The sequence below is a fragment of the Geminocystis sp. NIES-3709 genome (genome assembly GCF_001548115.1).
Lineage (GTDB): Bacteria > Cyanobacteriota > Cyanobacteriia > Cyanobacteriales > Cyanobacteriaceae > Geminocystis.
Genome location: NZ_AP014821.1, coordinates 1,504,965 through 1,529,802 on the forward strand (window position 1 = coordinate 1,504,965; position 24,838 = coordinate 1,529,802).

Sequence of the window (24,838 nt, forward strand, 5' to 3'; positions counted from 1 at the left end):
GGTAAGCACATTCAATCTTAACAAAAGAATTAAATAAGCGTAAATAATTATCTAAAATCAATTTGACTAATGTTTAAATTAATTCTTACAACGATCTCCTGTTTGCTACTTTTATCAAAAGTTTTATGTTGAACTGAGGTTAAATTAGATTTTTGGTGGTTTTGCAATGCCTAGTTTAATCAGTTGACTTTCTAATTGTTTAATAAAAGTACTATCTTGCTGGTAAATTTGATCTTGCCCACTAGGATAAAAAGATTTATTTTCCAAGAAAGAGAAAGTTTGACGAAATTCTGAGGGTGTTGCTTCGATTGGTGAGGAAAAATGGGCAGGAATAATTTGCTTAAAATCCCATGTAGCGATATAACTAGCCCACTTAATGACTTCTTTAGGAGCTTGAGGTAAAATTAGTGTTTCTAGTATTGGCGCAACTAATACTCTTTCTTTGATAGCTTCAAAAGATTTTTGCCAATGCGATCGCCAACGAAAAGGATATAAGCCAAAATAGTTGTTTATAGAGCGATTAGGGGCATTTATAGCCTCTTGAATTAGTTGTTTGATGGGGATCGTGTTTATCATACTGGGACGAAAATAAAGGGCAAATAAACAGATTCTTTGCCAACCCTTAAGATGATTTTCGTTATTATTTTGAAGGTTATCTAAAGCAGATTCTCTGGCATGAAAAAGTAAAGGAAAAGGATTTAATTTGATAATTTTCGGAGGATACTGAGGTATTTTAATGACAGTATCAGTGACTAATAAAGTTTTAGACGGCTTATGTAACAGTGCAACTTCAACAAAAGAACCGGGACTTAAATCAATGTCTAAAATTTGATAGTTAAATTCATCGGCAAAAGGGGATTTTTGACAATCGGGGGGTAATATTTTCGTGCGTCGAGAAGGAAAACCAAGCCATGTTAAAGGTAAATTGAGGGGAAAACTCCATTGACTAGGCGCACTCCAAACTTCCCCTTGGGGAAAATAACGGGCAAAAGGCCCAACAAATACTTTATGTTCCAATCCTGAACTGGTAGAGTGGATGATATATTTAACTTCTCCGTGATCATTTTCCAATTCTTTTACAAGATTAACGCATTCTGGAGTTGGTGCGATCGGACAATATACCAGTAAACCACCCTTTGCCAATTTTACGATCGTCATGCGAATTGGTACAACTGCATATAATAAACCGTGAGGTTGCTCAAATGTCCAGATAGTATCCTTAACAATTTCTTCCCTTAAAGTTGGGCGCTGTCGATAAGGATAAAGAGGTAAGATAAACCAATAATTCCAGTTTTGTGCTTTTTTTTGACTTATCATGATTTGAGCAAAATTCCCAAGAGATGAAAATGGAAAATGGAGAATTAAATTTAGCTTTAGTAAACTTGAGCTATTCGCTTTGAAATTTATTTAAGGTGGGAGATGTTAAACATTCCTAACTATTTAATTCCTAATAATTCTACGTCAAAAATTAAAGTTGCATTAGCCGGAATAACATTTCCTGCACCTCTGCTTCCATAACCTAAGTCTGGAGGAATGATTAAAGTACTTTTTGTCCCTACATTCATATTTGCTACTCCTTCATCCCATCCTTTGATAACCTGTCCTACACCAATAGTAAAGGTAAAAGGTTGATTTCGATCGAGAGAGCTATCAAATTTTTTGCCTCTTTTAAAGCCTTCTTCTGCTAAATAACCTGTGTAATGTACGGTGACTTTTTGTCCTCGTTGAGGGGTAACACCTTCTCCAGCAGTGTTTTCAATATACATTAATCCAGTGGCGGAAGTTTGTGCCGTTGATAAATCTATGTCCATATTTCCTTGAGGTTTTAATTTATTAGCATCTGCTATCAAAGATGATTTTTCAGATACATTCTGAGTTAGTGTAACATTATTTGTACCTGTTTCCGAAGCGATCGCTTGTGGTTTATTATTACTAAAAATAAGAGAAATAATCAAAAATCCAACGCAGACGATGACAATTCCTAAACTAAATATAATCGGCTTCATCTTTAAATTAAATATCTATTGCTAAGGTCAATTATTAATTGTCTATCACCATTTGTCATTTGTCTATGGTCAATATCGTGTTTCACCTTATTTCGTTCGTAATAATTATTCCGTCCTATTCAATTTAACTGTTTTATATTATGAGCGATGATTTTTTTACTTATAGTCATAGAACTTTGAATTTTAGATTAAAGCAAATAGTAATAAAATGGGCGTTGCTGATTTGATCTATGAATTTTAATTTTGCAACTTTTTACTAATTTTTGAATTCAATCGATTTTAGTAATCTTTAAATAATTTTGGTAGAGTCATAGAGGGATTCATGTATATAACGTTTAACCCATAATTTAAAGCACTAATAATATTGTTTTTATTGTCATCTATAAAAAGAGTAGAAGAAGGATTTAGTTTAGAGTTATTGACAACATAATCAAAAATTTTGAGATCTGGTTTATGTAAGTTTATTTCATAGGAATAATAGATTTTTTCAAATAAAGATTCAAATGTATAGTTAGGGATAGCTTGTTGAAATCTTTTTTTCACTTCACGAATATGAATAGGGTTGGTATTACTAAGAATAAAAGTGCGTTTTTCTTTCTGAATTTTTGCTAATAAATCTCCCATATAACTAGGCACATAACCTAACATTTCATTCCATAAATTTTCCAAAACTATAGGGGGTAAATTTAAGCCAGAAACATGATTAATTTGACTAATAAATTCACGATCGTTAATTATACCTATTTCGTATTGATAAGCAATATTTCTTAAGTCTTTTAATAAATCATTTTGATTACGATCGCTCATCGTCAATAATTTTTTATAAGGAGCTTCCATATCCACATCTATAATAACTCCGCCCAAATCAAACATGATCGCATCTATTTTTGATAAGTCTAAATTTGTATTCATTAATTGTTAATTAGGATATACTAAATAAGTCAAATATTTTTATAATTTTTTTGTGATAATTTTGCAAATTTTGGTAATTTAAGCTAACTGCTAATTGCTAATTGCTAATTCCTAACGGCTAATGACTATAATCAGCGATCGAGCTAATATAAATTAAATGAATCAATAAAAATGCTCCCCAAATACCACTAAATTGATTTGCCCATAACCATTCAGGATGATTAAAAAGGTGAAAAAACCACACCCCAGAATTACAAGCAAGAAATAAAGCGACATGAACAGCAAAATTCATGCGATCGTCTAGCTTACGATAGTCTGGGTCATTTTGTCGATCGGGTTGACGAGGCCAACGTGGAGGCATAGTAAATGTATTTGAATCTAAATATTACCAGATCAATTTTAACCATGAAAGATGAGCAATGAGCAATTAGGAATTATAATTAGAAGTTTGATGACTAAATAAAATAAATTGTAAATTAAAATGATTCACGATATTTTTATGCCGGCGCTGAGTTCAACCATGACTGAGGGGAAAATTGTTTCATGGGAGAAAGCACCCGGAGATAGAATTGAAAAAGGAGAAACCGTTGTTGTCGTGGAGTCAGACAAAGCGGATATGGATGTAGAATCCTTCTATTCTGGTTATTTAGCCACTATTTTAGTACAAGCAGGAGAAGAAGCCCCCGTTGGTCAGGCGATCGCTTACATTGCAGAGACAGAAGCAGAAATCGAAACAGCAAAACAAAAAGCTAGTCAAGGGCAAACCGTTACCACTCCCGCACCAACTCCAGAAGTAAAACCCATAGTTGAACCTCAACCAATAGGAGTAACCACCACCGTAGCAACCCCTGCAAAAAGTAACGGTAGAATAATTGTCTCTCCTAGAGCGAAAAAACTAGCAAAAGAATTAAAAGTCGATTTAAGTAATATTATCGGTACTGGACCTAATGGGCGTATTATTGCGGAAGATGTGGAAAAAGCCGTTGGCAAAACGCCTCAAATGCCACCTGTTGTCCCTGTCAGTATTCCTACAAAGGTTCAACCCACTATTACCCCTACTCCTGTTGTTAATAATTTAGCAGGAGAAACAGTTCCTTTCAACACTTTACAACAAGCCGTTATTCGCAACATGATGGCTAGTTTACAAGTACCCACTTTCCAAGTTAGCTACACTATCACCACAGATGCGTTAGATACTCTTTATCGCAAAATTAAATCAAAAGGTGTCACTATGACGGCATTACTTGCCAAAGCAGTGGCGATGACGTTACAAAAACATCCCGTCGTTAACGCAGGTTTTACGGATAAAGGTATTAAATATAACGAAGGTATAAATATTGCCGTAGCGGTGGCTATGCCTGATGGTGGTTTAATTACTCCTGTTATTAAAAATGCTGATCAATTAGATATTTACTCCTTAGCGCGTAACTGGCAAGACTTGGTTAATCGAGCGCGTGCCAAACAATTACAACCCGATGAATATACCACAGGTACATTTACCCTTTCTAATTTAGGAATGTTTGGAGTAAATGACTTTACCGCTATTTTACCTCCCGGCACTGGGGCTATTTTGGCGATCGGTGGTGTCCGTCCTACAGTTGTAGCTAATAAAGACGGTTTATTTGGTGTAAAAAATCAAATGACTGTCAATATAACTTGTGATCATCGTACTATTTATGGTGCAGATGCGGCAGGATTTTTACAGGATTTAGCAAAATTAATCGAAAACGATAGTCATTCTCTAACTCTTTAGAAAAGATAAGGGAAAGACAAGAAGATGAAACAGGGAAGACTAGAAGACTGGGAGACTCGAAAATACTCGATATAAACTTTAATATATATGGAAAAAAGGCTAAGAGCTAAGAGCTAATCGCTACCTCCACCTATAGAATTTAGTTATTTCCTATTGTTATCCTTCCAAACCAAAATAAGAATAAGAATAAAAGAGCTAAAAAGTCATATATATTTAGTTTTAATTGATGCCATTGTACTTGATGTTTATTCGGACTTGTAAATCCTCTTATTTCCATTGCGATCGCAATTTGTTCAGCTCTTAATAAGATATTTTCTAAGAGTCTTTCCGCAACAATTAACCAAATTTGCAAACTTTTTTTGATACCTAATTTTTTCCAGTTTATCGCTCTTGTGCTAATCGATCGAATTAAATTTTGGATTTCTTCTAATACTAAAGGAATAAATCTTAAAGCAAGAGTTAAGGTTAAAACTACCTCTGTAACGGGTAATTTAAACTTTCTTAAAGGGGATAATAATTCTTCTATTCCCGCAGTAATTTGTTCGGGTGCAGTGGTCAATAAATATAAGTTACTACTATAAATTAAAGTAAAAAATAAAGTACTAACTCTAATGGCTAAATCTAAAGATCTTCTCGTAACTTTAAAATTACCTAATTGATAAATTATATATTGATAATCTGTTGGTTGACTGATAGAAATATCGCTACTGGGTAATCTCGGCTGATAACTAATATTAAATCCATCGGGTGCAAAGGATGTCATGATCAAGATAAGGCAAGAAAAAAATAATAACCAACTCATCTGTTTTTTTTGCACTCGCCAAGGAATTAAGGCTAAAATCGTGATTAAAAATAAAAATAATACCAAAAAAATACGCCAGTAAGGATTGGCTAATAAAGGAGAAAGAATAAGACTCATTAACCATGCTAATTTTACTCGAGGATCGAGTCTATGCAACCATGTTAAGGGTTTTTCTAAGTATAATCCAATGGGAAGCGATCGTAATAAATCCATAAATTAATTGAAAATTGACAATTATGTTAATCATTCATTGTTAATGCTCAACTGTCAATGATTCATTCCTATATCATGGTTTGGTACTTTTAAGTAAATTTAGCAACATTATTTTACATTTAGTTTTGTTATACTGGAAGAAAGTACAAGAGGTGAAAGAAAAAAGATGACATTAAAAAGAAAAATTGAACTAAAAAAACTAGAGTCAATTCAAGGAGGAATGTCTCAATTTTATACTCCTCAATCTAGTCATGAAACCATGTTGGTACAAATTCCTCCCCACACTATCGATGATTTATTTGTACATCATTTTCAAACGGATCAATTATTAGTAGTTAAAGGTAGTTTTGTCTTAGTAATTTTACAAAATAGGCAATATCAGTATCTTTATTTAACAGAAGATAATCCCCAAGTGGTAACAATACCTATCGGCATCCCCCACAGTGCAATTAATTTCAATGACAAACCTTGTTTATTAGTTAATGCTGTGTTGCGTCATGGAGAAAGTCACCCAAAAGATTATCAACCCGTGAAAAAACCATTTCCGTACGACTTAAATAAGGTTATGGCTTGTCAAAATATATGCGTAACTAATTGATTTTAAGTAGTGTATTATAATTCATTAAAAAATAAATATCAAAAGATGATTTAAAATAATTGCTTTAGCCGATTTTCCCTATCGGTACTTAGACAAAACAATAACAACAATTAAGCTATAATCTTTACACCATAATGCTTTTAGGTCAAAATGAAAGAAACTACGTCTTCATCAATGCCCCCATGTTTTAATCGCTGGTGTCAAAAAATAGATCCAGTCTTAAAAACAACAGCACAAAAACGAGAGTTTAGAAATTATTTGGGCGGTTTATTAGGAGATTCTCAAAGAAAAAATCTCACTCAAATTGCTCATAATAATCTTGATAAGCTAAAACGCACCTAGTTGGCAATCCTGAATCCCTGATAGTAAGAGATTTAGAGCTAAAAAAAGGAAGATTAAATGCGTCTTAGCTTATTACCTATCATAAGTTACACCATTTTCTCACAGAATCCACTTGGAATTATGATCAGGTAAATGATAAAAGATTAGAAATTATTGCATCTTGTCGTCAAACTAAAATAAGTCGATGTTTCTCTTTAATTCTCGATGATTCAGGACACTGTAAGAGTGGTAATTTTACTGACTGTGTGGGAAGACAATATATTGGCGAAATTGGCAAAACTGATAATGGTAATGTTATCGTCACTACTCACATTTATGATGGTGTTAGAAGTTTTCCTTTAGATGTTGAATTATATGAAAAAGCAGAAAATTTTTCTGAAGGAAAAGACGATCCTCAATTTCACAAAAAACCGGATATTGCCTTTAATTTAATTGAAAAATGTTTAAACCGAAATTATCGTCCCCAAATAATTTTAATGGACGGTGGTTATGGTAACAATACCAATTTATTAGAAAAACTAGAAAAAAAGAATTTAAAATATATAGGAATTATTGCTAAAAATAGATTAGTAAAATTAGTGAAAAAAGATTTTATCGAGTCGGAAAAAAGCATAGCTGAAATAGCACAATCATTACCCCAAAATAGTTTTGAAGAAATAAGAATAGGAAAAAATCGAGAAAAAACTCTTTGGGTAGCAACCATAAATATTCAATTATCAGCTTTATCGGGAATAAAAACTGTAGCTATCGTCATGAATGCAGACAGTTTTGAAAATTCCACAGATATTGATTATTTAATGACCAATGAAATAGGAGAAAAAGTCTGTGCAAATTGGATAGTAGAAACTTATACACAAAGAAATTGGATAGAAGTATTTTACCGTGAAATCAAGGGATGGTTAGGCTTATCAGAATACCAAGTGAGAAATAAAAGAAGTTTAATGAGACATTTTATATTGGTATTTTGTGCTTATACTTTTATCCAATGGCATCGTTTGACAGGGGGTTTAAGGAGGCAATGGGGGAAGAAACCGTTAAATACTTTTGCTGAGGCATTGGAAGCGTTTCGTAATGCTGTGTCTTTTCGCTTTTTTCAATGGTTAAAAGACAATGTGGAAGTATTTACTTTATATAAAGCTAGTTTAGGCTTTATTTGGGCATAATTTTTGTCTAAGTACCGCTATTAGCTTTGTCAACTTATTGTAAAAGGATTTATGACATAATTCAATTAATTGAAGATCATATAATACAAATTGCAAACAAACAATTTTCATGCCTAACACTTAAAGTCTCTCTTCGCGACCACTAAATAACTGGAAATTAATAATCATAGGACTTTCGCAAAAAATGTTCAATTTATGTATTGATTATAAATATATTAAACAAAAACACTAGCATATGATTGTTTTCTAAAATAATATGCAGAATGTGGGTTATAATTGCACATTAAGGTTAAATTATTGATTGATTAATGGGGATTCTGACCAATTAATTTATAGCTCAGACCATAAAGAACTAAACCCAACGTAAATTTATGAAAGTTAGATCTGCTACTCCTGATGATGTCTCACTAATTTTCTCATTTATTCAGAAGAAATCAGAATTTGATCGAAATATTGGTGCTTTTTCTGGTGTATTGCAAGTATCTCAGGATAAGCTCTATAGAACACTTTTTGGAGTCATCCCCTTTTCTTACGTTTTGTTTGCAGAGATTTTAGAACGTGAGGTTGGCTTTGCATTGTACGGATTTCGGTATTCATCGTTTACAGGTCAACCAAGCATCTGGCTTGACGATTTGTACGTGGATGATGAGATGAGAAGCCAAGGTGCTGGAGCCGCATTAATGGCTCAACTAGTTCAAATTGCCAAAGAAAATGACTGTAGTCATCTTGGTTGGAATGCTGATGCTCGAAATACCGACGGACTTCGATTTTACCATCGCTTGGGTGCAAAGATTATAGAACAGCAAGGTAATTGTTGTTTTTTGAGATGGGTTCCATGAACACAAGCATGATAACTCAATATTGTCAATATTTATTATTCGGTGGGTGTTGGGTTGTTCTTCGTTTAATTTAGATCTTGTACCTCTATCATAAATTCTCGGTGACGAGAGGTAAGTGTTTATTGTTGAAAATATTTTATTTAGAAATCTAAATTCATGTGCTATTAATTTTATGAATATTTTGGTCTTAGAAAAAATATCAGAAAAATATCCTTTTGACATAGTTTTGTAACGAAAATATTGATTTATCTCTAGGATTAGTTACAATTACAGTGTAACAGTTAATATTAACTCGTAGTATCTTCTCATCAAAAATCATTAATTAATTGTATTAAAAGTCAAACTACATATATTTCTCATTCAAGATACTAAAAATCATCAAGAATTAACTGTAATGACGAGTTCAGGTCATTTGTCAAAGAAAAGATTTTGTTACAACAGTGTCATAAAATTTTACAGGGGTTAGCATTATGTCTTTTGAATATACTCATATTATTTGGATTGTCTCTTTAATTACGATCGCAAGTATGATTTTGCTTCCAGCGATCGCATGGGTAATTGCTCATGACAAATAGGACTTGAGCATTTTTTATTAATTTTGTCTTTTTGTTTTCCTATCTTTTTACTTACAATTTATATCGTATCCGGAGTTCTTTTGACTTTTTTGATGGGTAAATTAGCAGTTAATGAAGTATTACGATCGTTACTTTGAATCGAGAACTCCATTTCTTCGAGATCGACATCAAGATAACGACTTACCACTTCCAAAATTTCCTGACGCATTTTATCGATTAATTCAGGATTAACTCCAGCTCGATCGTGGGCAATAACTAACTTTAATCTATTTTTAGCTCGGTAACGACTTTTTTTGGCAGTACTCCAAGTGCTAATAGTATTAACTATATCTTTAAACATAACATTTCAACTCGTGGTATTTAATGGGGTTAATAATAGATAAAAGATTTATTTTTTTGAAAAACTGAAAAAACGGCGTATTCGGGTAAAAAGGGTGTCTTGAGTAGCCATTAAATCGAGATAAGGAACATTTATACCATCAAGCCTTCGGGCAATGTTTGTGATGGCGATAGCGGGGAGAGATTCTTGTTCACTAATTACTAAAGGTTCACCACGATTAGCTGAAGTGATAATTCTTTTATCATCAGGTACAATACCAATTAAGGGTACAACTAATAAATCTAAAATATCTTCTACACTTAACATTTCATCCATTTGTACCATTTCTGGTCGTAAACGATTGACAATTAATCGAATACTTTTCATATTTTCACTTTCTAACAAGCCTACTACTCGATCGGCATCCCTAACAGCCGCAACTTCTGGAGTGGTGACAATTAAGGCTTCTTGAGCGGCGGCGATGGCATTTCTAAAACCCATTTCAATTCCCGCAGGACAATCAACAAAAATGTAGTCAAAACTAGGACTTAACTGTTCGATAACTTCCTTCATTTGATCTGGTGTAATAGCGTCTTTAGTACGATTTTGTGCCGCAGGTAATAAATTTAGTCCGGGAGTTCTTTTGTCTTTTACGATCGCTTTTTCTAAAGTACATTCTCCAGATAAAGCATCAATAATGGTATAAACAACCCTTTGTTCTAATCCTAACAATAAATCCAAATTTCTCAAGCCAAAATCTGCATCAATTAAACAAACTTTTTTGCCTAATTGTGCCACCGCAGTACCTAGATTTGCAGTAATAGTGGTTTTACCAACACCACCTTTTCCTGATGTAATAACAATAACTCTACTCATAAAAACTATTTTTAATGGAATAAATATCAATAATAACTAAGCAAAACTAATTGTACATCACCCTTCCTAAACAATGAACAATTAATAAAAACTTATTTAAAAGAGTTGTTGAAATTATTAATCCCTAATTTCTCATTCCTAATTTATACTGGTATCGATGGTTTTTACAAAGGGTTTTTCTATTTCTGTAAAAGGTTCTAACATCTTTTCTTGTTGGAATAATAATTCTGCTGTTGCGTCTGAAATATCGTCTTTTCTTTCATTAAGTCGATCGTGCAAAATATTTAGAGGAGCAGTACAGTAAATAATCTGTAAATCAATGTTTTCATTAAGGGCAAATTCTAATACTGGTTGACGTAAACAAACTCGATCGAATTTAGCGTCTAAAATCACAGTAAATCCTTGTTTTATTAATAATTTTCCTAAGTATAATAAACGTTCATAAGTTTTGTTCGTCATATCAGCACAATAAAGATTATTTTCTCCTTTTCCTTCTAAAGAAATTCCTGCTAAATGTTTTCTTACTGCATCAGAACGAATATGTATTCCCTTAGTTTTTTTAGCAATTTTACTGGCAATAGTACTTTTTCCTGATCCCGATAAACCAGACATTAAAATTAATTTACCTAGAGATTTTTGAGTATATTTAAAAGCTAAATTATAATATTGTTCAGCAGTTTTTTGAGCTTTTTCTTGTTCAATTTTAGAAAGAGCAGAATCATCTAATAAAAATGATGTAACTTTCGCTCTGACATAGGCTTGACGACTGAGATATAAAGGTAAAACTTGTAAGCCTTCCCAATCTCCAGTTTGCTCTAAATAGGTATTGAGGAAAACGTTAGCTAATTTTTCTTCTCCTTTAGAATCAAGATCCATAACGACAAAAGCCACATCATACATTACATCCACAAAACGAAAAGACTCGCTAAATTCGATACGATCGAAAAGGAGTATTTTATCATGCCAAATACAGATATTTTTTAGGTGTAAATCTCCATGACATTCTCTAATTTTACGATCGACTTGTCTGCGTTCAAAAATATGTTTATTGATGATCAAATAATTATCAGTAAAAAATTTTGTTTGTAAGTATTTTTCTTGAGTTTGTGCAATACCAATATATTTTTGAGTTTGGGCATAATTTTGATTAATAGATTCTGCTATTTTTTCTACTGAACCAAAATTATTTATATATTCATTAGTGGGAGTATTTTTGTGAAATTGAGCAACTAATTTACCTAAGTCTTTCATGTTATTTTCTGTTAATTTTCCTGCTTCAAAAACATTAATTAAAAGATTTTCTTGGGGAAATTGAATCATTTTTAAAACATAATCAACAGGATTTGAGTTGTCATTAAAAAACAATTTTTGATGCTTCAAGCTAATAGGAATTACCTCTAAATATAGTTCAGGAGCAATGGAACTATTCATTACTAATTCAGCTTCTAAAAAATACTTTCTTTTTGTTAAAGTTGAATAATCTAAAAAGCCAAAATCAACCTCTTTTTTAAGTTTATAAGCATAATTTCCCGTTAAAAATACGTTCGAGCAATGAGTTTGTACTATTTGAATCGGAAGTGTAATCCTATGGGGATAAAAGTCTCCTTCTTGCATTCTTTTGATTAATTCCATTTGCGACATAGAAATTCTAAATCATTTGTGTAAAAAATCTTTGGTAAAAAAGGAATGGAGAATTGTGATTAGCATCCAACGAATCGCACTGTTTTCCTCCCTGTTCCCTTTCACCATTATACTTAGGATGTAAACTAGCTTAGTCGCCATTTATTAAATATTTGTAGTAAACTAGAAACATAAATTAATGTACACATTTACTGGACAGGTTGATTCAAAATGTTCTCAATAAAAACCAGTTATACTCAAGCACGGGAAAATTTAGCTAATCTACTTGATAAGATAGAAAATGATAGTAGTATTGCCGTTATTAAACGTCGTGGGCATAAAGATATTGCTCTTATCAGTGCTGATGATTTATCAAGTCTCTTGGAAACTATTTATTTATTGCGATCGCCCTCCAATGCCCAAAGGTTATTATTAGTTTTTCATTATCCAATGATTTTTAGTCGTGATAAACTCATGGAAACGGTGAAAATTTTGAGCAGAATGAATTTTAATGCCTTCTTCTCCAATATAAGCAACTTCCGCTATATCAGGAGTGTTATCTGGTACTGTTGCCACCAAATCAGCAATTCTTAATTGAGTTGCTTCTAATTTCAACGCCATAATTAACCCTTGACGATTACCCATATATCCTGCATGAGCAATTCCTCTCAAATTTCCCCAAATAAAAATATCTCCCCCCGCTAAAATATTTGCACCGGGGTTAACGTCTCCTAAAATAATTACACTACTAGGATGACAAATTTCTACACCCGATCGAATGGTTGTCTTAAGGTATAATGGTTCAGCTAAATCTTGAGTACTTTCCGTTTCTTCTTCAGAATTAATAATTCCCGTAAAAGTGTCTTGCTGTACAGAATAACCCGCACTAGAAGCGGCTACTGCCGTTTGACGACGACGAGTAATAATTAGATTTAAGATTAAACCAATCTGTTCTAAAATAGTTTTAAATTCGTTGATTTGACGGGTATCTAGCAACCTATCTTGACTTTGTAAATGGACTTTTGTACCTAATTGCCAAGACTTATCTATTTTCTGCAAACGGATTTTAAAATCGTCAATAATTCTTTGCCATTGATTCGCTTCGGTTTTATTCACCGATGGTAAAGTGATCAGTACAATATCACCTTTTTTAATTAAGTTTATTTGTTCTTTACTATTTAAAGGTTTTATCGGAGGTAATTCAATCTTATCCTCTAAAATTTCTGATTCACTCATTATTTTTATGATTTTGGAAAAAGTTTTCAGCTAATTAACAATTAAAGGTTTTTCATTGTATGTTTTATACTCTGAATTATTTAAACACGATAGTTTGTTCTCCTTCAATTACTTTGCCGATGGAGTAAGTATCAATATCATAGTTACTAAAATGATCTTTTATTGTTGTAACACTATCTTCAGGTACAATCACAACAAAACCGATACCTAAATTAAAAGTATTCAACATATCTTCTTGATTAACGTTACCAGTTTTAGCTAACCACTGAAAAATAGTCGGCATTATCCAGCTATTTAAGTTTACTTCGATCGATCGATTTTTAGGTAAACAACGGGGTAAATTTTCAGGGATTCCTCCTCCCGTAATATGTGCCATTGCTTTAATGGGTAATTCTGACTTCAAAGCTGATAAAACAGGCTTAACATAAAGACGAGTGGGGGTTAAACAAACTTCTCCCAAACTTTTTCCTTCCAATTCCATCGGTTTGTCATTCCAACTTAAACCCTGAGTTTCAATAATTTTTCTCACCAAAGAAAAGCCATTACTGTGAATGCCACTACTAGCTAAAGCGATCGCAACATCTCCTAATTCAACTTTGCTACCATCAAGTATTTGGCTTTTTTCGACAATTCCCACACAGAAACCAGCTAAATCATATTCTCCTAATTTATAAAATCCCGGCATTTCTGCTGTTTCTCCTCCCAAAAGAGCACACCCACTTTCTTTACAACCGATGACAATACCATTGATAACTTCTGCTAATTGATTACTGTCTAATTTTCCTGTGGCGAGATAATCGAGAAAAAATAAGGGTTCGGCACCACTTGTCAAAATATCATTAACGCACATCGCCACTAAATCAATACCTACAGTATCATGATGATTTAATTCATGAGCAATCTTTAACTTTGTACCCACACCATCTGTACCAGAAATTAATACAGGCTGTTGATAACCAGCAGGAATTTCAAAACAACCACCAAAACCACCTAATCCTCCTAAAACACCCTTTCTATAAGTACTAGCCACATTATCAGTGATTTTTTTGACAAACTCTCTACCCGCTTCCACATCAACTCCAGCCTGTTTATAATCCATATTTTGGTAACTCCTTTAGATAATTTTTTTCTATCGATTAAATTGTACTTGTTAAACTGATCAAATTTTCTTATAGGATTTTCTTGATCAAAATTGATACTTTAATCACAAATCATATCATTACTATTTAATTTTTGAATTATTAAAAATCCCTAATTTGCCATTGTTTTTTCGTGGTTAGATTTTTCAGTATTAAATTCATTTTTTCTGAATATATCACCCTATAACTTTGTTATCTACCCTAAAATAGCCTGATCGAGTCAACAACATTATTCAGCTATTCATCTTTTTTCTATTATATATTTTTAATTTGTTCTACTTTGATGTAATTTTTCTTATGCTCGATTTTAACAATACAATTATCCTATTTATTCATTAGTTTTTCAAAACATTAATCATAGTTTTATAAAAGAATAAACTTATAATTATTACGATCTTTTTTAATATTGTCAACAATTATAATTAATTTCGATATTACATTTATCTATAAATAAGAAATATTTAACCATGAGAGAAAAACCTTGTGTTAATTTAGTTGAAGTTAAGTACCAAAAAAAATTATTTTATTAAATTTTACGAGGAGTAAAGACACCGAAACACCTAACATTAAAGGTTTTCCGTATTCAATTACTAGAAAAATTATGCGTAACAACACTTGGAAAAAGGCTGTCGTATCGGCTTTAACAACTATTTTAGGATTAGGAATCACTGGATTTTTATTCGCTCCTAACGTCAAAGCTGATAATTACCAAAAACAAGGTGACACAGCATTATCATCTGTAAATAACGTAATTGCCCGTACCTCTATCACCCCTGTACAAGAATTTCTTACCGTTAAACTGTATCCCCATCAAATCAAAAACAGAAACGCTGTCACTTTACATTTTCAAAACATTCCCCTTCTTACATTTTTAGACACTCCCAATCACAGCGCGATCGAACAAGCCACAAAATTAGCCCTTCGCCTTGATCAACTATCAAATCAATCTATTGACGCTAACGAAATCAATATTAGTTGGAACTCCACCTCCAAAGATTATTCTTTGAAGTTTCAGCAAGAAGAATTAGTCAGAGTTAACAAAAATATTATTCTCCCAGATGCAACTAAAAACCTTTCCCACGACGCTTTACAAGCAACTAACCGTCTTCGCCGATTAATGGGGAATGCGGCACCTTTGACAGAAATTAAGGGGAAACAGGTGGTTAAAGCTGATAGTAAAATGGGGAGTTTTGTTGCTGTCAAAAATCTGCGTAAGGCGGCCCAAGGTATAGCCTCTTGGTATGGACCCGGATTTCATGGTCGTAGAACTGCCAGTGGGGAAAGATTTAACCAACATGATTTAACTGCCGCCCATCGTAGTCTCCCATTTGGTACTAGAGTACAAGTAACTAACATGAGAAATGGTCGTTCTGTAGTAGTGCGTATCAACGATCGAGGCCCTCATGTACGAGGACGTATCATTGATTTGTCAGCAGGGGCCGCCAGAGTTATCGGGGTAAAAAGTAGTGGTGTTGCACCTATTCGTATGCAAATTTTAAATTAACCGTTAAGGGATGAGGAATTAGAAATTACCTTAGTTCGACGAAAAAATCTTTGATGTGAGTAATTTTTAGGCTTTAGGGTTTAGGTTTTAGGTTCTAAAAATACCAAATCTGATTGAATTATTTAATTAAATTAATCTAACTAAAATCAATTGTTAATGGTTTTTGATCAATTATTGACCTAATACCTAACAACTAATACCTAATACCTTACCCATAAATTTCGTGTTGAACGGAGGTTAATATTCTTCACTAATAATGAGTGCCTGATTTGCGGTGATGTACGGCAGTGACACCGGCATCAGAAAGGAGTTTCCCATTTTTGGCGATCGCATACATTACCCAATGATCTCCACATTCAAGACGTTTACTAACTTCACATTCAATATAAGCCAAAGCAGATAATAAAATTGGACTCCCGTTTTCTGCTTCTTGCCATTCAATATTCGTAAAACGATCTTCCCCCGGAGCAAAAGGTTTTAGAAAATGTTTCATTAGTTCGACGTGTTTGCCTTCCTGAAGAATATTTAATACAAATTGACTGCCAGTAGGCAACAAAGACTCGATCGCTCTTTCTTTTGCCACTGCAATAGTAAAGCCGGGGGGGTTAAAGGTTGCCTGAGATACCCAAGAAGCCACCATTGCCCCTTTCAATTCTTGCCGTTGAGTGGTGACAATACACAAAGAACCCACCAGACGACCTAAAGCCTGTTCAGTACGGGCAGTGAGAGAATTTCCTGCTACTGATTCCTTCGGTTTTAGGGCTTTTTTACGTTTTTTCAAGGCTTGAGCAAAATCCGTACCTGCTTCTTCACAGGTTTTTAATACTGACTCTGTCGGTTTAAATTTAACTCTAATAGTATCAAAACCGAAGCGATAACCTCCATCTTTGAATTTTGATTCTAACAGATCGATCGCCTCTCCACTCCAGCCAAATGAACCGAAAACTCCTGTTAATTTATTGGTATCCGCATTAGCTAAAGCAATTCCTAAAGCGCTTTGAATTTGGGTAGGAGCGTGTCCTCCCAATGTAGGAGATCCAAATATAAATCCGTCACATTGTTGAATACCATTTTTAATTTCTTCACTGGAGGCAAATTCAGCGTTTATTGATTCTACTCTTACTCCTGCTTTAGTTATACCACGAGCGATCGCATTAGCTAAAACCGCAGTGTTACCATAAGCAGAGGCATAGATAAGGGCAACGTTTAAGGTTTGATTTTGCTGATTTTCTAACCATTGACGATATAATCCCGTTAACTCCGTTAAACCATATCTTACTAAAGGGCCATGAGAAGTAGCGTAAATATGGGGATTTTTGGGAGATATTTTTTCTAAGGCTTTAATTACTTGAGTTGCATAGGGAGCAATGACACAATCAAAATAATAACGCCTATCTTCCTGATAAATTTTCCAACCTTCATCTAATATTTGATCTCCGCAAACATGAGCAGAAAATAGCTTATCTGTATAAAATATTTTACTTTGTTGATCGAAGGTTAAAAGTTGATCAGGATAGCGAGGATTAGGAGTGGTAATAAATTCTAAAATATGTCCTTTTCCTAAGTCTAATTCATAATCATTTTTAATAGAAATAATATTTAAAGATTTTTCTGTAACTGATTCAGCATAACTATTTTCAAAAATTGTTTGTAAAGATTTTGCCCCAGTATTTGAAGTTATAAAAGTAATATTAGGAACTTTTTTTAATAACTTATCAAGAGTAACACAACGATTAGGATTGACATGACCTAAAATAACATAATTGATCGAATTTAAAGGAATTCTTTGATTTAAAGCAGAAAGAAAAATATCACTAAAAGACTCTCCCGGTGGATCAATTAATGCAATTTTTTCTCCTTCAATAAGAAAAGAATTAGCCGTAGTTCCTCTACTTAACCCATACTCTACTTCAAATTTTAAGCGATCCCATGTACGAGAACGAAGTACTCTTGTATTTAATCCTACCGCACTAACTTGAACGTCTTTTGCCTTAGTCATATTTGTTCCCTCTTTCTATATTTATCTTCTTTCTAACTTATCAAAATTTGTTCAACGTTATTAAATTATCAGTTTTTTAATAACAATCGGTTAATTGATTAATAGGAAAAAAGGGTTGATGTAAACTAATTAAATGAGCTAAAGTTTTCTTTAACTGAGTGCGAGGAACGATCGCATCAACAAAACCATGTTGTACTAAATATTCCGAAGTTTGAAAACCTTCAGGTAACTTTTCTCTTAAAGTTTGTTCAATAACTCTTCTTCCGGCAAAACCTATAGTAGCACCCGGTTCGGCTAAAATAAGATCTCCTAACATAGCAAAACTTGCCGTTACTCCTCCAGTGGTAGGATGAGTCAATACAGGGATATATAATAATTTCTTCTCTTGATGTCGTTGTAAAGCACCAGAAATTTTAGCCATCTGCATCAAACTTAACATTCCTTCTTGCATTCTTGCACCGCCAGAAGCACAAACAATCACAACAGGAAATGCGTTAACAGTGGCATATTCAATGAGACGAGTTAATCTTTCTCCGACTACCGATCCCATACTACCCCCCATAAAACGAAAATCCATTACTCCTAAAGCCAGAGGTAAACCGTCTATTAATCCTGTTCCTGTCTGTACTGCATCAGTTAAAGGGACTTTTGTTTGTAATTCTTTGAGTCGATCGCTATAACTTTTTCGATCGTGAAAATGAAGAGGATCGGTGGGTTGAAGATGATGATTTAAAGGTTGCCATGTGCCAGTATCAATTAACTGATCAATTCTTTCATCACTAAAAATTCTCATGTGATGACCACATTCAATACAGACCATATTATTAGCCTGTAAATCTTTGGTATAAGCCAAAACGCCACATTCAGGACATTTAGTCCATAAACCATCAGCAATTTCTCTTTCTTGTTGCGGTTTTATTTCTGGCTCAGACTTTCTTAAATTATCAAACCAATCAAGTAGGGACATCTTTACAATTAATAATGAGTTCGGAATCAGGAAAAAGTAATAAGTAATAAGTTTTTAACTATAGCTTATTGCCTATTACTTTCCTTTATTGTCTGTCAACTATCAACGATACACTATAAATTAAACCTGTGGTTCTAAACGACCATAGAAAATACCACGAATTTTTACTTCCTCGGGATCTTCTGCACCCAAGTCTGTAGAAGAAGGTTGTTCACTTTCAAATACTCCTGAAATTTCTCCAGTTTCTTGATCTACTTTAGTAATCTGTAAGGAGATTTCTCCATTCATACTATCAGCTTGTTTAACGTTACTACGAGTATATTCTGAACTGTCAGCTCCAGCCGGTAATGCAACGGCATTATCATAACCACTGGTTAAACCACGACCTTTAGGATCTAAGAAAGAAGCTCCACGATAAGAAGGTACTTTAAATTCACCCACAAAGTCAGCAGAAGTATTTACGGAAGTGAAACCGGGTTCTGTTTGTGCTACTAATTTTTTGATAGTGAAGAAGAAGGGTACTTGTTCTCCGCCCGGTAATTGTACTGTCGCAATTTGAAAGTCAATCCCGTCTAGTTCTGTTAAAGTTAAAACACCGTTTTCATCTGCCGAAAGAGTACCTCTGATTTGTTCCAAACTGGTGGTATCTCTGGTTAAGAGTTTCCCTTGAATATACTCGGCTTCTTTTCTTTTGTTGCTGGGTTCTTCTTTGACAAAGTATTCTTGTGGTTCTAAACACAGATCTACGAGTGCTAATGGTTGGTCGGGAGAAATAGCGATCGTACCACGAGTAAACTCAGAAATTTCAGGGCATTTGTTAGCCAATCCAGTACCGAGAATTTCATCATAGGTGATAGATTTAGGATCATAAGCTTGAGCCGTATTACTACTACAAGCACCTAAAAACCCTAAACAAACGATTAAGAAAGCTACTAATAGGCTGCGAAACCTCATGATTTAACCTCTCTTTGTTAATTTCCTTTAAATTTTTAATCTTAAGTTGTACTTATTCCTAAATTAGTATTCCTTTCTTGCTATTAGATTAGGATGGAGAATAAGCATAGTTAGATTTATCGTGATCTACTTTACCAAATTAAGAGTCTTTCTTAAAAACTTTTTAAATTTTCTATAATTTTATTTATTTTTTGCTTCTTTTACTATTAATATTTTTGTAAAGATTTATTAATTTCTTGTAACGAAAAAATCAACACTTATCTAACTAAACAAAGAAAATAAAAATAGAACTCCTATTATCAATAGGTTTAATCATTCAGCAGGTATGAACTATTCTTAAACAAATTTTTGGATGGTAAAATTAAATAAGAAAAATCTTTGAACATTTTTTTCTGTAATTTTTATAACTATTAAAAAGTATAACAAATTTGATTATTGTTAATATTTATGCGATAAAACCAGAATTTAAAGAGCCGACTAGAACATGTTTTCACTCATCTTGCACCGAGAAAAATTAATCTGAAAGTCAGTGGCTGAAAAGTTTAGTCTGAAATGATTTAACAATGTTCTCTAATTAAATTAAGAAAATATTAATCAAAAACCTACTCTACAAGTGATTTTGGTCTAACCTTTTTAACTTGTCATTTTAGGTTATACTGCTTTTGGTACAATGCATTTAATTAACGAAGTTAGTTCCGTCAAATTTGACTATCATGAAATAGTAGAAATCTCTAAGAAATTAAAACTAGTGGACAACAAGTATATTTGAAGAGTTTAGATAATACCTGTCGAATAACATTTTATCTGTCGCTTTAACACTTTATTTGTCATGGGAATAATTCCGCATTAAATCCTTTTCCCTAAACAATTATAACCGTCTTTGACCTCTCCTCATCATCGAAGATAGGTTTAACAAATTACTTGTCATTATTCTGAACATTAACAAATTGACTGTCATTTCTTCTGATTTGACTTTTCAAAATTTATAACATAATAGTTGTCATCCTTCAATAACTTTGTTAAAATAACATTATGTTTTTATAAATAATATTTATGAGCAAAGAAAAAAATATAATCCCTGTTGATATTCCTGAAGATGTCCAGAGGAGGATTGAACTCATCAATTATTTAATGGAACCTTGCGATCGCATCTCTTATGGGAAAAAGTTAGATGAAGTGAGTCAGAAGTTAAATTGCTCTCGTCGAACAGTGCAACGCATGGTTAAAAAATGGGAAGAGGAGGGAATTAACAGTCTATTTTCAACCCAAAGAACGGATAAAGGTCAACATCGTATCGACAAAGTTTTAGTTGATTTCATTAAAAAACAGTATATAAGTAAGTGGGCAGAATTAATTGTATAATTATAACATTAAAATAAATTTAATAAAATCAAAAAGTAATATACAAAAGTTTTATTTATATTTAAAAATAATTAATGTAGCTTAAAATCTGCTAAAAATATGAAAAATAAGTAAATCAAGGATAAAAAATGCGATTTGTTACCAGATTAGCTCCAGAAACACAACAGTTATTAAAGACTATTGAACAAAAAAGTAAATACTATCAAGTTAGACATCGAGCAAAATCGATTTTGTTAAGTTATCAAGGTTATAAAATTACTCAAATAATGTTAATATTAAATATTAGTAGAAATACAATTTATAATTGGCTTAATAATTGGGAAAAAAATGGTTTAAATGGATTATATAGCTTGAAGGGAAGAGGAAGAAAATCAACTTTAAATGAGCAACAAGAATTAAAAGTAAAAGAATGGATAAAATCTCATCCAAAAACCTTAAAGATAGTTCAAGAAAAAATAGAAAATGAGTGGGAGATAAAAATAAGCAAAGATACGATAAAAAGATTAGCAAAAAAAAAGGGCATGGGGTGGTATCGGTTCAAGAAAAGGGTAAAAGGGGAAGTATGCCCTGAATTATACCAACAAAAAAAGAGACAATTAGAGCAACTAAAAAGAGCAGAAAATGAAGGAAAAATAGATATATATTATGGTGATGAAAGTGGATTTAGTTTAGTACCTTGTTTACCTTATGGATGGCAAGAAAAAGGGAGAAAAATAGAAAGAGAAAGTAGCCTAAGTAAAAGATTAAATGTGTTAGGATTTATGAAAAAAAATAATGAGTTAGAAAGCTATGTATTTGAGTCATCAATCAATAGTGATGTCGTGATAGCTTGTATAGATAACTTGAGTAAAAAAATAAAGAAGGAAACAGTATTAGTAATGGATAATGCCTCGATTCACCAAAATAAAAAATTCTGGAATAAAGAAGAAGAATGGGAAAAAAAAGGATTAAAAATATTCTTTCTACCACCCTATTCACCACAATTAAACAAAATAGAAATACTGTGGAGATTTATGAAATATAAATGGTTAGAGAACTCCTGTTATAAAAGTTATTTAGATTTAGTAAAAGGAGTAGAAAATATTCTTATAAACTTTGGTTCAAAATATACAATTAATTTTGCCTAGGTACTTAGAAGGGAATCGGGGAGGAACCAAAGTTAATCGTTCTCAGATTGCGGTTAAAGCACAAGTTAAAGCTAAACAAGAAGGATTAGAAGTACCCAGTCACATGACTGTTTATCGCATTCTTCAAACAATTATCGATGAACAAGCCTTGAAGAAAAATATTCGTAACCCTGGATGGAAAGGTAGTAAATTAAGTTTGAGGACAAAAGATGGCACAATTTTAGAGCCAGAATACAGTAATCACGTCTGGCAATGTGACCATACAGAGGCAGATATTTTATTGGTTGATAGCTCTGGTAAGATATTTAAACGTCCTTGGTTGACCACCGTAATCGATACTTATTCCCGTTGTATTGTAGGCATAAACCTTGGTTTTGATGCTCCCAGTTCAATGGTGGTAGGTTTAGCCCTTCGTCATGCTATTTTGCCCAAAGATTATCCATCGGACTATCAATTACATGAACAGTGGGGAACTTATGGTAAACCAGAGTATATTTTTACTGACAGTGGTACGGATTTTAAGTCTCATCATGTTCAGCAAATAGCTTCTCAGCTAGGTATAACCTGGAAGTTTCGTTCTCGTCCTTCTGAAGGTGGTATCGTGGAAAGACCCTTTGGCACTATTAATACACAATTGCTATCTACCTTGCCTGGATATACTGGGTCAAATATCAAAGAACGACCAAAAGAAGCCGAAAAAAGTGCTTGTCTCACTCTTAATGATTTTCATAAGCTCGTAGTTCAGTATATAGTTAATAATTACAATCAGAGTTTGGATAAGCGTACTGGACAAACTCGTTATCAGAGGTGGGAAGCAGGTTTAACAGTAATACCTTCTTTGCCAACGGAACGAGAATTGGATCTATGTTTAATGAAACAAACTCGCCGTACGGTTTATCAAGGAGGTTATATAAATTTCAATAATTTATCTTATAAAGGAGAGTATTTGTCGGGCTATGGGGGGGAACAAGTAATCCTTAGATATGATCCTAGTGATATAACAACGATTTATGTGTATAAACAGGATGAAGGTAAAGAGATATTTCTTTGTCGTGCTTTTGCTCAAGACTTAGAGTCGGAGTCTCTCTCATTTTATGAAGCAAGGGAAATAACCCGTCAAATCAGAGAAAAAGGTAAATCAATAACGAATAACTCCATTTTATCTGAAGTTCAAGCCAGAGAGTTGATTGTTAAGGAGAAAAAGAGCCGTAGGCAAATACAGAAGGAAGAACAAAATTTACTCAAACAACAATTATCACCTCAAAAGGTTGAGCCGATAGGAAAAGATGAGAACTCAAAGGAAAATGAGCCAGATTTACTCGTGGAAACGGAGAATGAGTCTGTAAATGTTTATGACTATGAAGAAATGATTGATAATTATGGATGGTAAGTAATTATGACTAAAGCGGAAATTATTGCTAATAACTTGGGTGCTATTGAATCACAACTAGAGGATAATAATCTTCAAAATGAGATTGAAAGGCTAAGAAAGCCAAGTTTTGTAGAATTGGAAGTGGTTAAAATACTACATGATTGGCTGGAGAATAAACGTCATTCTCGTCAGTGCTGTCGTGTGGTAGGGGAATCGAGAAATGGCAAAACTGTTGCTTGTAACTCTTTTCGATTAAGACATAAACCAGAGCAACAGCAAGGAAAAGCCCCGAAAGTTCCAGTAGTTTATGTTCAACCCCCTCAAGAGTGTAGCTCTAGGGATTTATTTCAAGTAATTATTGAGCATCTTAAATATCAAATTACTAAGGGTACTGTTAGTGACATTCGTGATCGCACATACAATGTGCTGAAAACTTGTCAAGTAGAAATGTTAATTATTGATGAGGCAGATCGTTTAAAACCGAAGACATTTGCTGATGTCAGAGATATATATGATCGTTTAGGTATAGCAGTGGTTTTAGTGGGAACAGAGCGACTGGATACAGTAATCAAAAAGGATGAGCAAGTTTACAACCGCTTTCGTGCTTGTTATACTTTTGGTACTCTAACGGGAGACTTATTGATCAAGTAACTCAGTAGGCGCATTTTTTAATTTACCTTCATAACCCGTAAATTCTCTAAACCATTTAACTCTATCAGCCTCATTTATTAAATCGTAGTAATGGAATAAGCAATTTTTTATCTCCTCAAGGGCTGTAAACCAGTCGATTACTTCATTATTCTGCGCAATCTCATTTAATTTATTATTCTGTGAAATCGTTAACTTATCTTTATAGGCTAAATTATCTGGTATAGTATCAGATTTAATATCAGTTATAGCTTTTTTAGTATCATCAATTTGATTTATCGGAGTATTTGGGGTATTCGGATTATTCGGAGTAAGAGCAATATTTGGGGTATTCGGAGTAAGAGGATTATTTGGGGTATTCAGAGTAAGAGGTTGATCTAATTTAGGCTCGGTATCAGGAATATTTTGTTTTTTTGTGCCTTTGGATTTACTAGGAGTTAATTTATTTAAAAAGACTGATACTTTATCTTTAATATCTGGATTAATTTTATTTTTGTTGTCCATTGCTTTAC

22 protein-coding genes and 2 pseudogenes are annotated in these 24,838 nt (G+C 33.1%); 10 read left to right on the plus strand and 14 right to left on the minus strand.

The genetic code is table 11. The features are described from left to right. Nucleotides 1–144: 144 nt before the first annotated feature. The 4 genes from GM3709_RS06380 to GM3709_RS06395 form a co-directional block, all read right to left on the minus strand. Complete coding sequence (locus GM3709_RS06380) at nt 145–1,317, minus strand: DUF4336 domain-containing protein (RefSeq protein ID WP_066117435.1); 1,173 nt, start codon at nt 1,315–1,317, stop codon at nt 145–147. 119 nt (nt 1,318–1,436) lie between these two features. After that, entirely contained in the window at nt 1,437–2,006 is a 570-nt protein-coding gene (locus tag GM3709_RS06385) for an FKBP-type peptidyl-prolyl cis-trans isomerase (protein ID WP_066117438.1), read from the minus strand. A 279-nt stretch (nt 2,007–2,285) separates the two neighbouring features. Continuing rightward, on the minus strand, nt 2,286–2,918 hold the full coding sequence (locus GM3709_RS06390) for an HAD family hydrolase (protein WP_066117440.1): 633 nt from the start codon (nt 2,916–2,918) through the stop codon (nt 2,286–2,288). Between the two features lie 118 nt (nt 2,919–3,036). Continuing rightward, nucleotides 3,037–3,279, minus strand: a complete 243-nt coding sequence (locus GM3709_RS06395) for a hypothetical protein (RefSeq protein ID WP_066117443.1) — start codon at nt 3,277–3,279, stop codon at nt 3,037–3,039. Nucleotides 3,280–3,399: 120 nt separating this feature from the next. Here GM3709_RS06395 and GM3709_RS06400 point away from each other — a divergent pair, with 120 nt between their 5' ends. Next, complete coding sequence (locus GM3709_RS06400) at nt 3,400–4,671, plus strand: dihydrolipoamide acetyltransferase family protein (protein WP_066117447.1); 1,272 nt, start codon at nt 3,400–3,402, stop codon at nt 4,669–4,671. A gap of 139 nt (nt 4,672–4,810) precedes the next feature. On the opposite strand, the gene GM3709_RS06405 is transcribed toward GM3709_RS06400, so the two are convergent. Beyond that, a complete protein-coding gene (locus GM3709_RS06405; protein WP_066117450.1) occupies nt 4,811–5,686 on the minus strand; it encodes an energy-coupling factor transporter transmembrane protein EcfT in 876 nt (291 codons plus the stop codon). Nucleotides 5,687–5,852: 166 nt separating this feature from the next. On the opposite strand from GM3709_RS06405, the gene GM3709_RS06410 reads away from it, so the two are divergent. The 3 genes and pseudogenes from GM3709_RS06410 (at nt 5,853) to GM3709_RS06420 (ending at nt 8,628) form a co-directional block, all read left to right on the plus strand. Further along, nucleotides 5,853–6,284, plus strand: coding sequence for a dTDP-4-dehydrorhamnose 3,5-epimerase (locus GM3709_RS06410; RefSeq protein WP_066117453.1), 432 nt, complete (start codon nt 5,853–5,855; stop codon nt 6,282–6,284). A gap of 150 nt (nt 6,285–6,434) precedes the next feature. Then, a pseudogene (locus tag GM3709_RS06415) lies at nt 6,435–7,789 on the plus strand (IS701 family transposase). A 371-nt stretch (nt 7,790–8,160) separates the two neighbouring features. Continuing rightward, nucleotides 8,161–8,628 (plus strand): GNAT family N-acetyltransferase, encoded by a 468-nt coding sequence (locus tag GM3709_RS06420; protein ID WP_066117456.1) that lies wholly within the window; start codon nt 8,161–8,163, stop codon nt 8,626–8,628. A 633-nt stretch (nt 8,629–9,261) separates the two neighbouring features. On the opposite strand, the gene minE is transcribed toward GM3709_RS06420, so the two are convergent. From minE to GM3709_RS06435, 3 genes are all read right to left on the minus strand, one after another. After that, the gene (minE, locus tag GM3709_RS06425) at nt 9,262–9,543 is read right to left on the minus strand and encodes a cell division topological specificity factor MinE (RefSeq protein WP_066117460.1); all 282 of its coding nucleotides are present in this window, start codon (nt 9,541–9,543) and stop codon (nt 9,262–9,264) included. Nucleotides 9,544–9,591: 48 nt separating this feature from the next. Further along, entirely contained in the window at nt 9,592–10,398 is an 807-nt protein-coding gene (gene minD, locus GM3709_RS06430; protein ID WP_066117465.1) for a septum site-determining protein MinD, read from the minus strand. Between the two features lie 138 nt (nt 10,399–10,536). After that, nucleotides 10,537–12,039, minus strand: coding sequence for a bifunctional aminoglycoside phosphotransferase/ATP-binding protein (locus GM3709_RS06435; protein WP_066117467.1), 1,503 nt, complete (start codon nt 12,037–12,039; stop codon nt 10,537–10,539). A 210-nt stretch (nt 12,040–12,249) separates the two neighbouring features. Between GM3709_RS06435 and GM3709_RS21865 the strand changes: the two genes are divergently transcribed. Beyond that, the gene (locus tag GM3709_RS21865; RefSeq protein WP_082712951.1) at nt 12,250–12,612 is read left to right on the plus strand and encodes a type II toxin-antitoxin system Phd/YefM family antitoxin; all 363 of its coding nucleotides are present in this window, start codon (nt 12,250–12,252) and stop codon (nt 12,610–12,612) included. On the opposite strand, the pseudogene GM3709_RS20985 reads toward GM3709_RS21865, so the two are convergent. Together GM3709_RS20985 and purM are read right to left on the minus strand one after the other, a co-directional pair. Further along, nucleotides 12,538–13,254: pseudogene (locus tag GM3709_RS20985) on the minus strand (septum site-determining protein MinC); the annotation flags it as partial. The gene GM3709_RS21865 and the pseudogene GM3709_RS20985 sit on opposite strands and share 75 nt — an antisense overlap. A 76-nt stretch (nt 13,255–13,330) precedes the next feature. Beyond that, nucleotides 13,331–14,353, minus strand: coding sequence for a phosphoribosylformylglycinamidine cyclo-ligase (gene purM, locus GM3709_RS06445; protein ID WP_066117473.1), 1,023 nt, complete (start codon nt 14,351–14,353; stop codon nt 13,331–13,333). 641 nt (nt 14,354–14,994) lie between these two features. Between purM and GM3709_RS06450 the strand changes: the two genes are divergently transcribed. Then, nucleotides 14,995–15,897: a septal ring lytic transglycosylase RlpA family protein gene (locus GM3709_RS06450; protein ID WP_066117476.1), complete on the plus strand. Its 903-nt coding sequence runs from the start codon at nt 14,995–14,997 to the stop codon at nt 15,895–15,897. 250 nt (nt 15,898–16,147) lie between these two features. Here the strand turns inward: GM3709_RS06450 and GM3709_RS06455 are convergent, their stop codons facing one another. The 3 genes from GM3709_RS06455 to GM3709_RS06465 form a co-directional block, all read right to left on the minus strand. Further along, a complete protein-coding gene (locus GM3709_RS06455; RefSeq protein ID WP_066117478.1) occupies nt 16,148–17,896 on the minus strand; it encodes a diflavin flavoprotein in 1,749 nt (582 codons plus the stop codon). 76 nt (nt 17,897–17,972) lie between these two features. Further along, the gene (accD, locus tag GM3709_RS06460; RefSeq protein WP_066117481.1) at nt 17,973–18,863 is read right to left on the minus strand and encodes an acetyl-CoA carboxylase, carboxyltransferase subunit beta; all 891 of its coding nucleotides are present in this window, start codon (nt 18,861–18,863) and stop codon (nt 17,973–17,975) included. A gap of 120 nt (nt 18,864–18,983) precedes the next feature. Beyond that, nucleotides 18,984–19,817, minus strand: coding sequence for a photosystem II manganese-stabilizing polypeptide (locus GM3709_RS06465; protein WP_066117484.1), 834 nt, complete (start codon nt 19,815–19,817; stop codon nt 18,984–18,986). A gap of 1,053 nt (nt 19,818–20,870) precedes the next feature. Here GM3709_RS06465 and GM3709_RS06470 point away from each other — a divergent pair. From GM3709_RS06470 to GM3709_RS06485, 4 genes are all read left to right on the plus strand, one after another. Continuing rightward, on the plus strand, nt 20,871–21,179 hold the full coding sequence (locus tag GM3709_RS06470; RefSeq protein ID WP_066117488.1) for a helix-turn-helix domain-containing protein: 309 nt from the start codon (nt 20,871–20,873) through the stop codon (nt 21,177–21,179). A gap of 128 nt (nt 21,180–21,307) precedes the next feature. Further along, nucleotides 21,308–22,306 (plus strand): IS630 family transposase, encoded by a 999-nt coding sequence (locus GM3709_RS06475; RefSeq protein WP_066117494.1) that lies wholly within the window; start codon nt 21,308–21,310, stop codon nt 22,304–22,306. Beyond that, complete coding sequence (locus GM3709_RS06480; RefSeq protein WP_144439414.1) at nt 22,299–23,696, plus strand: Mu transposase C-terminal domain-containing protein; 1,398 nt, start codon at nt 22,299–22,301, stop codon at nt 23,694–23,696. The genes GM3709_RS06475 and GM3709_RS06480 overlap by 8 nt, the downstream gene beginning before the upstream one ends. A gap of 6 nt (nt 23,697–23,702) precedes the next feature. Continuing rightward, on the plus strand, nt 23,703–24,329 hold the full coding sequence (locus tag GM3709_RS06485) for a TniB family NTP-binding protein (protein ID WP_231937626.1): 627 nt from the start codon (nt 23,703–23,705) through the stop codon (nt 24,327–24,329). Here GM3709_RS06485 and GM3709_RS06490 read toward each other — a convergent pair. Then, entirely contained in the window at nt 24,315–24,830 is a 516-nt protein-coding gene (locus GM3709_RS06490) for a hypothetical protein (RefSeq protein ID WP_066117500.1), read from the minus strand. The genes GM3709_RS06485 and GM3709_RS06490 overlap by 15 nt on opposite strands. Nucleotides 24,831–24,838 lie beyond the last annotated feature (8 nt).

Excerpts from the sequence above, each read along its gene's own strand:
- GM3709_RS06420 (WP_066117456.1), top strand. The coding sequence starts at position 8,161 with ATGAAAGTTAGATCTGCTACTCCTGATGATGTCTCACTAATTTTCTCA.
- GM3709_RS06490 (WP_066117500.1), bottom strand. The coding sequence starts at position 24,830 with ATGGACAACAAAAATAAAATTAATCCAGATATTAAAGATAAAGTATCA.
- GM3709_RS06395 (WP_066117443.1), bottom strand. The coding sequence starts at position 3,279 with ATGCCTCCACGTTGGCCTCGTCAACCCGATCGACAAAATGACCCAGAC.
- GM3709_RS06465 (WP_066117484.1), bottom strand. The coding sequence starts at position 19,817 with ATGAGGTTTCGCAGCCTATTAGTAGCTTTCTTAATCGTTTGTTTAGGG.
- GM3709_RS21865 (WP_082712951.1), top strand. The coding sequence starts at position 12,250 with ATGTTCTCAATAAAAACCAGTTATACTCAAGCACGGGAAAATTTAGCT.
- GM3709_RS06435 (WP_066117467.1), bottom strand. The coding sequence starts at position 12,039 with ATGTCGCAAATGGAATTAATCAAAAGAATGCAAGAAGGAGACTTTTAT.
- GM3709_RS06455 (WP_066117478.1), bottom strand. The coding sequence starts at position 17,896 with ATGACTAAGGCAAAAGACGTTCAAGTTAGTGCGGTAGGATTAAATACA.
- purM (WP_066117473.1), bottom strand. The coding sequence starts at position 14,353 with ATGGATTATAAACAGGCTGGAGTTGATGTGGAAGCGGGTAGAGAGTTT.
- GM3709_RS06470 (WP_066117488.1), top strand. The coding sequence starts at position 20,871 with ATGAGCAAAGAAAAAAATATAATCCCTGTTGATATTCCTGAAGATGTC.
- minE (WP_066117460.1), bottom strand. The coding sequence starts at position 9,543 with ATGTTTAAAGATATAGTTAATACTATTAGCACTTGGAGTACTGCCAAA.
- GM3709_RS06390 (WP_066117440.1), bottom strand. The coding sequence starts at position 2,918 with ATGAATACAAATTTAGACTTATCAAAAATAGATGCGATCATGTTTGAT.
- GM3709_RS06485 (WP_231937626.1), top strand. The coding sequence starts at position 23,703 with ATGACTAAAGCGGAAATTATTGCTAATAACTTGGGTGCTATTGAATCA.
- GM3709_RS06400 (WP_066117447.1), top strand. The coding sequence starts at position 3,400 with ATGATTCACGATATTTTTATGCCGGCGCTGAGTTCAACCATGACTGAG.
- minD (WP_066117465.1), bottom strand. The coding sequence starts at position 10,398 with ATGAGTAGAGTTATTGTTATTACATCAGGAAAAGGTGGTGTTGGTAAA.
- GM3709_RS06410 (WP_066117453.1), top strand. The coding sequence starts at position 5,853 with ATGACATTAAAAAGAAAAATTGAACTAAAAAAACTAGAGTCAATTCAA.
- GM3709_RS06405 (WP_066117450.1), bottom strand. The coding sequence starts at position 5,686 with ATGGATTTATTACGATCGCTTCCCATTGGATTATACTTAGAAAAACCC.
- GM3709_RS06475 (WP_066117494.1), top strand. The coding sequence starts at position 21,308 with ATGCGATTTGTTACCAGATTAGCTCCAGAAACACAACAGTTATTAAAG.
- accD (WP_066117481.1), bottom strand. The coding sequence starts at position 18,863 with ATGTCCCTACTTGATTGGTTTGATAATTTAAGAAAGTCTGAGCCAGAA.
- GM3709_RS06450 (WP_066117476.1), top strand. The coding sequence starts at position 14,995 with ATGCGTAACAACACTTGGAAAAAGGCTGTCGTATCGGCTTTAACAACT.
- GM3709_RS06385 (WP_066117438.1), bottom strand. The coding sequence starts at position 2,006 with ATGAAGCCGATTATATTTAGTTTAGGAATTGTCATCGTCTGCGTTGGA.
- GM3709_RS06380 (WP_066117435.1), bottom strand. The coding sequence starts at position 1,317 with ATGATAAGTCAAAAAAAAGCACAAAACTGGAATTATTGGTTTATCTTA.